Origin of the sequence: Streptomyces sp. (assembly GCF_036524955.1) — a bacterium.
GTDB lineage: Bacteria > Actinomycetota > Actinomycetes > Streptomycetales > Streptomycetaceae > Actinacidiphila.
Map to the genome: position 1 here is coordinate 1 of NZ_DATDBG010000117.1, position 12,745 is coordinate 12,745.

General features: G+C 74.1%; 9 protein-coding genes and 1 pseudogene. 4 read left to right on the forward strand and 6 right to left on the reverse strand.

The features are described from left to right. The 5 genes and pseudogenes from VIW71_RS09740 to VIW71_RS09760 all read right to left on the reverse strand — a co-directional run. Positions 1–977, reverse strand: a pseudogene (locus VIW71_RS09740) (transcription-repair coupling factor); the annotation flags it as partial. Positions 978–1,211: 234 nt separating this feature from the next. Beyond that, positions 1,212–3,779 carry an ABC transporter permease gene (locus tag VIW71_RS09745; protein WP_331621674.1) on the reverse strand — a complete coding sequence of 856 codons (2,568 nt, stop codon included), beginning with the start codon at positions 3,777–3,779 and terminating at the stop codon, positions 1,212–1,214. Beyond that, positions 3,776–4,597: an ABC transporter ATP-binding protein gene (locus tag VIW71_RS09750; protein ID WP_331621675.1), complete on the reverse strand. Its 822-nt coding sequence runs from the start codon at positions 4,595–4,597 to the stop codon at positions 3,776–3,778. The genes VIW71_RS09745 and VIW71_RS09750 overlap by 4 nt, the downstream gene beginning before the upstream one ends. 149 nt (positions 4,598–4,746) lie before the next feature. Then, positions 4,747–5,268 carry an SUKH-3 domain-containing protein gene (locus VIW71_RS09755; RefSeq protein WP_331621676.1) on the reverse strand — a complete coding sequence of 174 codons (522 nt, stop codon included), beginning with the start codon at positions 5,266–5,268 and terminating at the stop codon, positions 4,747–4,749. Next, positions 5,265–5,774 carry a YwqJ-related putative deaminase gene (locus VIW71_RS09760; protein WP_331621677.1) on the reverse strand — a complete coding sequence of 170 codons (510 nt, stop codon included), beginning with the start codon at positions 5,772–5,774 and terminating at the stop codon, positions 5,265–5,267. The genes VIW71_RS09755 and VIW71_RS09760 overlap by 4 nt, the downstream gene beginning before the upstream one ends. 521 nt (positions 5,775–6,295) lie before the next feature. Between VIW71_RS09760 and VIW71_RS09765 the strand changes: the two genes are divergently transcribed. The 4 genes from VIW71_RS09765 to VIW71_RS09780 all read left to right on the forward strand — a co-directional run bounded on the left by VIW71_RS09765 (position 6,296) and on the right by VIW71_RS09780 (position 10,945). Beyond that, positions 6,296–6,436: a hypothetical protein gene (locus VIW71_RS09765; protein ID WP_331621678.1), complete on the forward strand. Its 141-nt coding sequence runs from the start codon at positions 6,296–6,298 to the stop codon at positions 6,434–6,436. Between the two features lie 117 nt (positions 6,437–6,553). Then, complete coding sequence (locus VIW71_RS09770; protein ID WP_331621679.1) at positions 6,554–7,564, forward strand: SMI1/KNR4 family protein; 1,011 nt, start codon at positions 6,554–6,556, stop codon at positions 7,562–7,564. Between the two features lie 8 nt (positions 7,565–7,572). After that, on the forward strand, positions 7,573–9,792 hold the full coding sequence (locus VIW71_RS09775; RefSeq protein ID WP_331621680.1) for an SUKH-4 family immunity protein: 2,220 nt from the start codon (positions 7,573–7,575) through the stop codon (positions 9,790–9,792). Positions 9,793–10,018: 226 nt separating this feature from the next. Continuing rightward, positions 10,019–10,945: a DivIVA domain-containing protein gene (locus VIW71_RS09780; RefSeq protein ID WP_331621681.1), complete on the forward strand. Its 927-nt coding sequence runs from the start codon at positions 10,019–10,021 to the stop codon at positions 10,943–10,945. 193 nt (positions 10,946–11,138) lie between these two features. On the opposite strand, the gene VIW71_RS09785 is transcribed toward VIW71_RS09780, so the two are convergent. After that, the gene (locus VIW71_RS09785) at positions 11,139–12,482 is read right to left on the reverse strand and encodes a sensor histidine kinase (RefSeq protein ID WP_331621682.1); all 1,344 of its coding nucleotides are present in this window, start codon (positions 12,480–12,482) and stop codon (positions 11,139–11,141) included. Between the last annotated feature and the right edge of the window lie 263 nt (positions 12,483–12,745).

Consider the following 12,745-nt stretch of genomic DNA (forward strand, 5'->3'; position numbering starts at 1 on the left):
GCCCAGGACGCGGCCAGGAACTCCTCGCTGGTCGCGACCAGGTCGTGGGCGCGGGCCCGGGCACGCTCCGGGTCGAGCACGACCACGTGGGTGTCGACGGGCAGCAGGTCGACCAGCAGCTCCATGTCGTCCACGAGCGCCGGGGCGAGCGACTCCATCCCCTCGACGGCGATGCCCGCGGCCAGCTTGTCGGTCAGCTCGACGAGCTGCGGGTGCTCGCGGCCCAGGGCCGCGGCGCGTGCGCACACCTCGTCGGTGAGCAGCAGCTCGCGGCAGGGTGGTGCCCACAGCCGCTCGACGGCCTCGAGGGTGCGCTGGTCGGCCACCGCGAAGGCGCGGATCTCCTCGACGTCGTCGCCCCAGAACTCCACCCGCAGCGGGTGCTCCTCGGTCGGCGGGAAGACGTCCAGGATGCCGCCGCGCACCGCGAACTCGCCGCGCTTCTCGACCAGCTCCACCCGCGCGTACGCGGCTGCCGCCAGGCCGTCCACCACGCTGCCGAGGTCCGCGCTCTGCCCGCTCCTCAAGAACACCGGCTCCAGGTCGCCCAGCCCCTTGACCTGCGGTTGCAGCACGGAACGGATCGGGGCCACCACGACCTGCACCGGTCCGGCCGCCGGGTCGTCGGCCCGCGGGTGGGCGAGGCGGCGCAGGACGGCCAGGCGCCGGCCCACGGTGTCGCTGCGCGGGGAGAGCCGCTCGTGCGGCAGTGTCTCCCACGCCGGGTACTCCACCACCCCGTCCGGGGGCAGCAGCGAGCGCAGCGCGGCGGCCAGGTCCTCGGCCTCCCGGCCGGTCGCGGTCACCGCGAGTACGGTACGGCGGGCGCGGGCGGCCAGCGCCGCGATCGCCAGCGGACGGGCGGCGGGCGGCCCGACGAGGTCCACCCGTGGCCGGGCGCCGGACGCGGCGGCCTCCACCGCCTCCGCGAGGGCGGCGTCCTCGACGACGACGTCGACCAGACCGTTCAGACTCATGAGGTTCCGTCCCGGGGAATGAGCACATGGGGGGCGCCGCCCCGAGAGGGCAACGCGAACCGCCCGACACGTGTCACGGGCCGGGAGAGGTCCAGCCTACGACGTACCGCCGACACTCAGCGCCGGGACGGCCGTACGACCCCGCGCACGACCGTCCCGGTACGGGGCCCGGCCCCCGTTGCTCCCCGTACGGTCCCTGCCCCGGCCCTGCCCCCGCCTCACAGGGCGATACGCCTAGTCCGTCGCGATCGCGTTCAGCACGTTCATCCGCGCCGCCCGGAACGCCGGCAGCAGCGCCGCCAGCAGCCCGACCACCGCCGAGGCGATGAAGACCGTCACGATCGTGGACCACGGGACGCGGAGGATGCCGAGCCCCTGGGAGGCGAGCACCTGCTGGCCGGTGGCGCCCCAGCCCAGGCCCAGGCCCAGGCCGACGACCGCGCCGAACAGGGCGATCACCACCGACTCCAGGCGGATCATCCGCCGCAGCTGCCGCCGCGACATGCCGATCGCCCGCAGCAGGCCGATCTCCCGGGTGCGCTCGACCACCGACAGGGCGAGGGTGTTCACCACGCCCAGGACGGCGACGATGATCGCGAGGCCGAGCAGCGCGTAGATCATGTAGAGCAGCTGGTTGACCTGCTTGTGGATCAGCTCCTTGTAGTCCGACTGGTCGCGGACCGTGAGCTGCGGGTAGTCCTTGACCGCTGCGGCGAGCGACGCGGCGGCCTGCTTCTGCTCACCGTCCACGGCCTTGGCGAACACGAACAGGTCGAGCGGCTGCCTGTCCGCCGGGAGGTACCGCCGGGCGGTGGCGATGTCGGTGTAGAGGGCGCCGTGGTCGACGGCGGTGTCGTCGCTGGTGATGGCGTTGACCGTGAGCCTGGCGGGCCGGCCGCCGATCATCGTCACGGTCAGCTCGTCACCGATCGCGATGCCGTGGTCCTTGGCGTACCCCTCGTTGACGGACATCGCGTCCTTGGCGTAGGCGTCGGTGAGCCTGCCCTCGACGGTCTTCAGGCGCAGGTCGTCGGCGTAGCTGGGGCTGACCGCGCTGAGCTGCTTGGTGCTCGTCGTGCCGTCGGGGTTGCTGATCCGGGCGCTGACGCCGGCGTACTCGGTGAAGTGCTCGATGTGGGAGGCGGACTTGATCGCCGTGACGAGGGCCGGGGTCAGCGGCTGCTGGCCGTCGGGCTGGAGGATGAAGTCCGCGCCGACCGACTTGTCGAGCTGGTCGTCCGCGGAGGCCACCATCGAGGAGGCGACCACCGACATGCCGGCCACCAGCGCCAGGCCGATCATCAGTGCGGAGGCAGTGGCTCCGGTACGGCGGGGGTTGCGCAGGGCGTTGCGCTCGGCGAGCCGGCCGACGGGGCCGAAGAACCGCAGGACGACCGCGCTCACCGCGGTCACGATCGCACCGGCCAGCAGCGGGCCGACGATCACGAAGCCGATCAGGGTGAGCAGCACGCCCAGGCCCAGCAGGCCGCCGCCCGCGGACGCCCCGCCCGCCTGCCCGGCGCCGGCCAGGGCGAGCGCGCCGGCCGCGCTGACCAGGACGCCGATCGCGGCACGGATCCGGCCCGCCCTGCCGTCGGCGGGGGTGCCCGCGTCCCGCAGCGCGGCCATCGGGGAGATCTTCCCGGCCCGGCGGGCGGGAATGTACGCGGAGATCACCGTGACGACGACGCCGATGGCCAGACCGACGACCGGGGTGGTGGCCCTGATGGTCAGCTGGGAGGTGTCGAGGTGCATGCCGGCCTTGCCCATCAGCTTCATCAGGCCGACGGCCAGACCGATGCCGCCGCCGATACCGAGCACCGAGCCGGTGACGCCGAGCAGGACCGCCTCGATCAGCACCGACCGGTTGACCTGCCGGCGGCTGGAGCCCAGGGCCCGCATCAGGCCGATCTCACGGGTGCGCTGGGCGACCAGCATCGAGAAGGTGTTGACGATCAGGAAGACGCCGACCAGGACGGAGATGCCGGCGAAGCCGAGCATCGCGTACTTCATGAAGTTCAGGAAGCCGCCGACGTCGTCCTGGCCCTTCTTCTTGGTCTCGGCCGCGGTGTCGACGGTGTAGCCGCCGCCGATGGCCGCCTTGACCGCTGACTGGAGCTGCTCGTCGGTGACGCCCTTGGCTGCGGTCAGGCCGAAGCCGGTGTACGCGTCGGTCCGGCCGAGCAGCCCGGTCTGGGCGGTGGCGGTGTCGACGTAGATCACGGCGGCGCCGGGGTTGGTGGTCTTGAAGGTCGCGATGCCGGAGACGGTGACGTCGAAGTCGCCGGGCGCCGCGATGATCCGCAGGGTGTCGCCGAGCCCCAGATGGTGCTTGCCGGCGGTGTCCGCGTCCAGCACCGCCTCGGCCGGGCCGCGCGGGGGGTGGCCGGAGGAGATGTCGACCGCCCTGGTCTCGGTCGGGTCCCAGTTGCTGACGAAGGTGGGGGCGCCGGAGGACGGGCTGATGCTCTTGTTGTTCTTCGCGTCGGCGACCGTGACGTACTCGCTGGTGACGTCGGGGACAGAGGCGGCGGCCCCCGGCAGGCGGGTCAGCGTGCGCTGGAGCGAGGCCGGTACGGAGTCGGGCACGCCGGTCTTCTGCGCGTTGTCGACCTCCTTGGCGCTGATGGTGACGTCGGAGGCGGTGGAGCCGAAGAGCCGGTCGAAGGTGGCGGTCATGGTGTCGGTGAACACCAGCGTGCCGCAGACGAACGCCACCGAGAGCAGGACGGCGATCATGGAGAGCGCCATCCGGCCCTTGTGCGCGAGGAAGTTGCGCACCGAGGTCTTCAGGACGGTCACGACGTCCTCCCTCGACCGTCGAAGGAGCCGACGGTCCGGGAGTCGTCGCCCGAGAAACGCAGCATGCGCTCGAGGACGGACTCCGCGGTCGGACTGGCCATCTCGTCCACGATCCGGCCGTCCGCCAGGTACAGCACGCGGTCGGCGTAGGAGGCCGCGACCGGGTCGTGGGTCACCATCACGATCGTCTGGCCGAGTTCGTCCACCGACGTGCGCAGGAAGCCGAGCACCTCGGCGCCGGCCCGCGAGTCAAGGTTCCCGGTCGGTTCGTCGCCGAAGATGATCTCGGGGCGGGCGGCGAGCGCCCGGGCCACCGCCACGCGCTGCTGCTGGCCGCCGGAGAGCTGGGTCGGGCGGTGGCCCAGGCGGTCGCCGAGACCGACCGTCTCCACCACGCGGTCCAGCCAGTCGCGGTCCACCTTGCGGCCGGCGATGTCCATCGGCAGCGTGATGTTCTCCGCCGCGTTCAGCGTCGGCAGCAGGTTGAACGACTGGAAGATGAAGCCGATCTTGTCGCGTCGCAACTGGGTGAGCTTCTTGTCCTTCAGACCGGTGATCTCGGTGTCACCGATCCAGATCTGGCCCTCGGTGACCGTGTCCAGACCGGCCAGGCAGTGCATCAGGGTGGACTTGCCGGAACCGGAGGGGCCCATGATCGCGGTGAAGCGGCCCCGCGCGATGTCGACGTCCACGCTGTCCAGTGCGAGCACCCGGGTCTCGCCGGAGCCGTACGCCTTGGTCACCGCGCGGCCCGCCGCTGCAACGGCCGAACGTTCTTCGCTGCCCCCGGCCTTGGAAGGCGTCACTGCCGTTGTCACTCGTCACTCCTGGTGTCTCGGACTGCTCGATGTACGGGGGTAGTGTCCCCATCCCGCCCTATGACCGTATGGACCGGGCGAGGCGGGATCGTCATCCGCCGGTACGAACCGGGGGCCGCCGGAAGTAGGTGTCTCCCCCTAGGGGTCTGCTACCTCGGGCTGGTACCGGCGTCGGGGTGCAGGGTCAGGCGGACCGGCTGGACGCCGCCCACCAGGTCGGTGAGGGAGCGGTCGATGTCGGGGCCGGCGTACCAGTCGCCGGTGTGGTCGATCGTGTAGACCCGGCCCTCCGTGTCGATGGCGAGCAGCGCGCCGGAGCCGGGTTCCTCGCCGAGCGGGCTGATCTCGGTCTCCAGGGCACGGCCGAGGTCGCCGAAGGTACGGGCCAGGTACAGGCCGCTCATCGGGTCCACGACGACGCCGGAGGGCGCGATCTGGCGGCCGGGCCCGGCGGCGCCCGGGATGGCGAGGCCGCCGAACTCGGCCCACGCCTCGACCGCGGCCGGGAACACCGCGTGCCGGTGGCCGCCGGGCGACACGTACGCGCGCAGCCGGTCGGCCCACTCCTCGGCCTGCTTGATGTCCCAGCGGCCCGGCCGCCACCCCGCGGCGCGCAGCGCGGCGTCCACGCCGGCCGGGAAACGGGTGCCGCCCGCCATGCCGGTGGTCATGCCCCTGCCGCGCCGGGATCGACGGGCCGCACGCCGAAGTGGGCGAGCAGCGGGCCGCAGGAGCGGCAGGGCGGGGCGTAGGCGCCGTGGGCGGGGTCGCCGTCCTCACGGATCCGGCGGGCCGTCAGTTTCGCGCCGCGCAGCGCCTTGCGGGCCTCGGACTGGGTGAGCGGCCTGCGGGAGGCCCGTTTGCTGCGGCTCGCCTCGACGGCGGTCAGGTGGCGGGAGATCAGCACCGCTTCCGGACAGCGCCCGGTGAACCGCTCGCGCTGGCCGACCGGCAGTGCGTCCAGGAACTCCCGCACGATCGGGTGGAGATCGGGCGGCTGCTCGCCCTTCGAACCGGTGCAGGTCAGCACCTCGTCGCGGATGGAGAGCGCGGCTGCGACCGCGGGCAGGATGCTGTCCCTGCGGTGCCGCAGGGGCGGCGGGCCCGCGGGGTCCCGTGCGGTGCTCCAGCTCAGCCTGGGGTCGGCGACCCCCGCCGCCGGTGGGTGAGTCGTCATGGTGTGCGCGCATCCCTCCATCCGCCCGCCGGGGCGGGCGATCCCCCGTGTGCCGATCAGACTGCCAAACGCGCGGTCGGCTGGGGAAGCGGAACACGGTCTCCCATCCCTCCCGTGTGGGCCATGTCACCGTCGCGTGACGGAATGGCGGGGGGTGGGCACAGGACGTACACAGCCACCCGTACGAGGGGTACGGCGGGCACCGCGCTGGCGTACCGCCCGGCGTACGGGAAGGACCCGCAGTCGGCCCGCGACGCGGGTCCCCCCACCCGCCGAACCAGGGAAGGTGACCCATGCGCAAGACCCTCGTACGCCCCTCCCGTCCGCGCGTCACGCCTGCGCACGCCCCCGTCCGCACCCCGCACGTCCGCGTACCCGTATGCGTGACGCCTGTCCGGCCGCCGCGGCGCTGACCGGTCTGCTGCTCGCCGCCGCCCGCTTCTCCGGCTCCTCGGAGGACCAGCGGCGACCAGCAGGTCACCTGCACCGTCGCCGACGCCGCGACCGGGCCGGCCGGCGTCGTGCTGGTCACCGTCGTCCGCACCGGCGAGACCACCGCCGCGTACGAGACGCCGCGCGCGGACCACCGGCCGCCCACCCTGCGCCCGGACATCCCGCGCACGCAGTCCGCGAAGCTCCGCGAGGCAGCGAGGGGCGACTGAGCCCGGGGCCGCGGGCGCACGACGCTGACCTGGCGGGACGGGGGACGGGGCGGGTGCCGGGGTGGCCGGACCCCCTAGGCTGTCGTCATCAGCCAGACGCAGCAGGGGGCAACCGCCATGACGACAGGTCGGCAAGGGCTGGGAGCACCTCCCGGCCCCGGGGCCGGGGGACAGTCCGCGCCACCCAACGCGGCCTACGCCGGACAGGTCGTGCACTTTCCCGATCCGGTACGGGCGGCCCGGCACCCGCGGGGCGTACGGGTGGACGACCGCGGCTACCCCGACTTCTCGCCGTACGCGCGGGCGGCGGCCGAGATCGCCGAACCCCCGGAGGGCTTCGGCGTGGACGAACTGCGGCTGACCGACTACGTGTCCGCGAACGCCGCCCTGCACGCGGCCGGCCACGAACTGTGGGGCAGCCTGACCCCGGTGGCCACCCCGCACGGCTGGACCTGGCACCACGTCCACGGCACGCGCCGCCTCGAACTGATCCCTGTCGAGGTCAAGGCGCTGCTGCGGCACCACGGCGGTCTGGCGACCTCGACCGCCGACCAGGGCAAGCGCGGCACCCGGCCGCTCCAGGAGACCCGGCCGGTGCACTTCCGGCTGCCCAAGGAACCCGTCTCCGTCACCGAGACGCAGGTGCGCGACGTGGAGGAGGAGTTGGGGTACCGGCTGCCCGGCGCGTACCGCACCTTCCTCAAGGCGGCCGGCGGCTGCGCGCCCAAGGGCGTCGCGCTCGACCCGGAGCTCGGACTCCTGGTCGACCAGCCCTTCTTCACCGTCCGCGAGGACGCCGCCGTCAACGACCTGGTCTACGTCAACAAGTGCCTGCGCGACCACCTCACCAAGGAGTACCTGGCGATCGCGTATGTGCAGGGCGGCGTGCTCGCCGTCAAGGTGAAGGGCGAGCGGACCGGTTCCGTCTGGTTCTGCGCGTACGACGACGCGCGGGACGGCGATCGCTGGGACACCCCGGCGGACCGCGTCGCCGAACTGCTGCTGCCGTGCGGCGACACGCTCGACGCCTTCCTGCTCCGGCTCGCGGGCAATCCGCCCGAGCTGGAGACGGTGGCGAACCTGATGGTCGACGGCGGTTTCGCCGAGGCCGTACCGGTGGAGGGGTGAGGCGGCCGATGGTCACTTTCGCACAGGCGCAGGAGCGGGCCGAACGCTGGGTCAACGCGGACGTCCCGGCGTACCAGACCCGCGAGGTCCGGGTCCGCGAGTTCGATCTCGGCTTCGTGGTCTGGTCCGAGGCGCGGGAGGACGGGCCGTCCTCCGACGACGGCGCGGTCCGCGTCGTGATCGCCCGCGACAGCGGCGAGGCCACGCTCTGGCCGGGCCTGCCCATCGGCGAGCTGATCCGCCGTTACGAGGAGGAGTACGGCCCCGTCCCCAGCGACGCCGTCCCCGAACCGCCGCAGCGCGTCGACCTGGAGGCGACCTCCTTCCTGCTGAGCCCCCCGCAGTGGCTCCAGGACGCGGCGGACCGCATCGGCATCCCGGACCGGCGAAACCCGGCGGAGGACGGGGGCTCTGACGCGCCGTCCGGTTCCGGCGGGCTTTCCGGCGCGCCCTCCACGGGCGCCGGTACGCCTTCGGGCGCGGGGTCCGGGGTGGGTTACGGCACCGGCCCCGGTACGGACGAGGGCTCGGCAGCGGCGGCGGGTGCGGCGCGGGACGCGGAGCCCGACAGGGACAGCTGGGCCGGAAAGACGGTCAGCGACTCGGGGGAAGGGCAGTCCGTCGCCGTACCCGCGACCGTGTTCGCCCCGCCGCTCATCGGTGCGGACGAGCCGGAGGACGCACCCCCGGGCGCCGAGGCGAAGACGGAGCTGCTGCCGGGCGGCAGTGGGCTGCCGAGGACCGTGCTCGCTCCGGCGGAGGAGCCGGCGGTGCCGGCACCGGGGGCGGCGGGACCCGGGGCGCCGAATCCCGGCGTGCCGCACACCGTCGGCGGTTCGCCGTACCCGCCGCCGGCCGGGGCCCCCGTACCGCTGCCGCCGCCGGCCGGGGTGCGGCCCGGGGCCGCGGACATCGCGGACCTGGAGACGGCCAGGGCGGCGCCGCGCGGCAGCGTGCCACCGCCCGCCGGTGCGCCGGTCCGCAGCCCGGACGCGCCTCCACCGCCGCCCGGGCCGGGACCGCACTACGCGGCGACGATGCTCGCCGGACCCACCGTCCCGCCACCACCCGGAACCGGCACTCCCCCGCCGCCCCCCGGGCCGGTGGCTCCCGGCGCACCCGGCGACCCCCACTACGCCGCCACCATGCTCGCCGGACCCACCGGTGCGCCGCCGCCTCCGCCTTCCGGGGCGATGGCGCCGCCACCGCCGCCCGCGTACGGCTACCCGCAGCCGGTGAGCGTGCCGACCGTCGGCCCCGGCTACATGGCGGTCCTCCGCTACCGCGGCCAGGACGGCAGCGAGCAGCAGCTCATCCGGCGGTCCGCGCCGGGCACTCCGCATCCGGAATGGCAGATCCTGCACGAGCTGCGGTCGCTGCACGTACGGCCCGAGCAGGTGCTCGAGCTGCACACCGAACTGGAGTCGTGCGACCTGCCCGGCGGCTACTGCACGCGGATGATCCGCGAGACCTGGCCGCAGGTGCGGATCAGCCACACCGCGCCCTACGGCCGGGACCACGCGGGCCGACGGCAGGGCGTGCGGCATCTGCTCACCCACCAGGGCGAGCTGCACCAGGTGGCGGGCGCGCCGGCCCGCCCGCAGCCGCAGCGGGTGCCGATGCCGGACCCGCACACGGTGCTGCGGGTGCCGCCGGTGCCGCTGGACGTGATCGGGCAGGAGCTGGCGGGGGCGTTCGGACCGCAGGGCGTCTTCCGGTTCGACCAGCGGGCGGTCGCCCGGCAGGGCGTGCCGGACATCGTCGCGCAGACCCTGGTGTGGGCGGGGCTCCCGGTGGACTTCGGACCGTTCTTCTGGGCACAGGCCCAGCCGGGCCAGCCGGTGCCGACCCTGGCCGAACTCGCGGCCCAGCGGGGCGTCCAGCCGGCCGCGGACGCAGGCTCGTACCTCGTCATGGGCAATGACTTCGGCCGCCAGCTGTGCGTGCAGTACGGCACCGCGCACATCGTGGCGGTGCCGTTGGAGGCGGGGCCGGGCGGTCAGCCGGTGGCGCCGCAGTTCGTCAACTCCAGCCTGCCGGAGTTCGCCCGCTGCCTGGCGCTGCTGGGCCGGATGTGGCGGCTGCGGATCGGGCTGACGCCGGACCAGGCCGGTCGCTGGACAGTCGACTTCCAGGCGCAGCTCGCCGCGCAGGACCCGGCGGCGATCGCGTCGCCGGACAACTGGTGGTCGGTGCTGATCGAGCAGATGTGGGACGGGCTGTTGTAACGGCGGCGGCTGCGTACGGCTGCGGGCCGGACGGAGGGGAGACCCTTCCGTCCGGCCCGCAGCAGTTTTCCCGCCCGCGCAGTTTTTCCCGCCCGCAGCAGTTTTCGGGGTAGGAGAAAGGTCGGAGTGTCGACGCCCTTACAATTCGGACATAAGCGAAAAATAGCTATCGCAGAACGGCCATGACCCGGAGCGGCCCGACGGCGGACGACGAGGGGCGAAAGCGATGAGCAGTAATACGACCGCGGCGGCGGCACGCGGGCGGTTCGACAGCGTGCGCGGGCGCGGCTACCGCCCCGAGCAGGTGGACCGATTCCTGGACGAGTTGTCCGAGGACCGGGACGCCGCATGGGAGCGGGCCGCCCGGCTGACCGTACTCGCCAACGAGATGGAGGCGGAGTGCGCGGCGCTGCGGCAGCAGGTGGAGGCGCTGGGCGCGACCGCCTTCGACGCGCTCGGGCCCGGCGCGCAGGAGCTGCTGCGGCTGGTCGAGGAGGAGGCCGCGGCGGTACGGGACCACGCCGAGGCCGAGGCACAGCACGCGCGGGACGCTGCGGAGACCGCCCGCCGCACCCTCCAGGACGAGGCGCGCGCGGCGGCCTCCGCACGGCTCGCCGCGGCGGAGCGCCAGGCCGAACAGGTGCTGGACGAGGCGTGCGCCCGCGCCGCGGAGATCCTCGGCGAGGCGCGGGAGGAGGCGCAGGCGGTCCGCGGCGACGCCCAGCGAGCGCTGGAGGCGATGCGCCAGCACGTCGACCGCGACCTCCATGCGGCCGAGCAGGACCGGCGCGCGCGGCTGGAGGCCCTGCAGCACGAACTCGCCGAGCGCGAGGCGGGCGTCGACAGCAGGCTCGCGGACCTGCTCGCCGACGCGGAACGGCGGCTGGAGGAGGCCCACCGCGAGCGCGCCGCGGCGGAGGACGCGTTGCGCGCGGAGCAGAACGAGGCGGAGGAGCGCGCCGCGGCCCTCCTCGCCGAGGCCCGCGTCCAGGAGGAGCGGGTACGCCGGGAGGCGGAGCGCTCCTTGCGGGAACACGAGCAGCACCGCGACGAGATCCGGGCCCACCTCTCCCACATCCGCACCACCCTCGCGTCACTGACCGGCCGCACCTTCCCGGATCCCCACCCGGGCCCGGCTGACGACTCCCCCTGACCCGCGTGTGACGGCACGGGGGCGGCGCCCCGCCCCGCGGGGTCGTTCCCACCCCCGCACCCGTGCGCATCGGACGTGCCGGCTCTTTGCCGGGTCCCGTCACTCGTCCCTTCCCACTCGTCCGCACAGGTGGTGCGGGTACTGCGGGCGCTGCGGGCGGGAACGCTCCCGCGCCGCGGCCGAAGGCGGTGCGTCAGTCGCCCCGGAGAGGGATCGGGAGCATCGCGGAGACGCGGAAGCCGCCTTCCGGAGTGGGGCCCGCGGCGAAGCCGCCACCGTGGGCGGTGACGCGTTCGCGCATGCCGAGCAGGCCGTGACCGCCGCTGGGAAGCGGTGTCGGCGAGGACCCGTCGGAAGGACCGTTGGTGATGAGCACCGCGATCTCCGCGTCGCGGTAGGCGAGCCGTACGTGCGCCTTCGCCCCCGCCGCGTGCTTGTGCACGTTGGTGAGCGCTTCCTGGACCACCCGGTAGACCGTCGCCTCCACCCGCGGCCCGCACGGCCGCTCCTCCCCCTCGACGGTCAGCTGCACGCTGATCCCGGCCGCCTGCGACTCCTCCACCAGCGCCGCGAGCTGGTCCAGGCCGGGCCCGTCGTCGGGCTCGGGTCCGGGCGCGGGCCCGAGCCCCGACCCGGCGGTCCCCAGCGCGGGACGTGGTCCGGTCACCACCGCCGGCACCGTGGGCGCCGCCTGGGACGCCGTCCGCAGGACGCCCAGCATCTGACGGAGTTCGGTGAGCGCCTGGCGCCCCATGTCGCCCAGCAGCTCCGCGCTCGCGGACGCCTTCTGCGGGTCCTTCAGGGCCACCGCCTTGAGCGCCGCCGCGTGCACCACCATCAGGCTGACCCGGTGCGCCACCACGTCGTGCATCTCGCGGGCGATCCGGGTGCGTTCGTCGGCGCGGGCCCGCTCGGCCCGCTCCAGCGCCTTCTCCGCGAGGAGTTCCAGTTCCCGTTCGAGCCCGTCGGCCCGCTCCCGCAGGCTCTCCACCAGTCGGCGCCGGGCCCGTACGTACAGCCCGAGGAGCACAGGCGGGGCGGTGAGGCCGATCGCCATCAGGGCGGCGACGATCAAGGTGACCGGCACCGACATGGTGTCGGCGTCGCTGGAGTCGCGCAGGTCGTCCTGGAAGTTGAGGAAGGCGACCAGCATGGTGCCGAAACCGTTCATCCCGGCGAGCGCCGCGGTGATCCGGCGGGGCACCTCGGAGGCGGCCAGCGTGTAGAGGCCGACCAGCGACAGACAGATCCCCATCTGCGCCGGGGTCACCGCGATACCGACCAGCACCACGGCCACCGGCCAGCGCCGCCGCAGCAGCAGCACCGAGCCGACCAGCACCCCCAGCAGCGCCCCCGCGCCCGGCACGATCCCCGTCTTGTCCGCGAAGGTGGCCCCCTCGAACGCCGCCTCCACCGCCGAGAACGCGGCCAGACCCGCGTCCAGCACGAAACCGCGCCGCCTCGTCCACCACCACCAGCCGGCGCGGGGCCGTCCTCCAGCCCCGTCGTCCGGTACGTCCGCCCCCCTCGTACTCATGGCGTCCAGACTAGGCGGTACGTCCCACGGCGTACGGGCCCCGCCCACGTGTCCACCACGGTCTCGGCCGACGCCCGGCCGAGGTCCTGCCCGGCGTCCCGGCGGACGTCCTGCCCGGCGTCCCGGCCGACGCCTCCACCCGGGCCTGGGCCCGGGGCCGCGCGCCCCTGTCCGCCCCTGGTGTCCGCCAGGTGGGCTGGCGGTCTCGCGTGCAGGACGTCGACCTATCCTGGACCGGTCGGACAGCGAAGTCCGTGCCCACA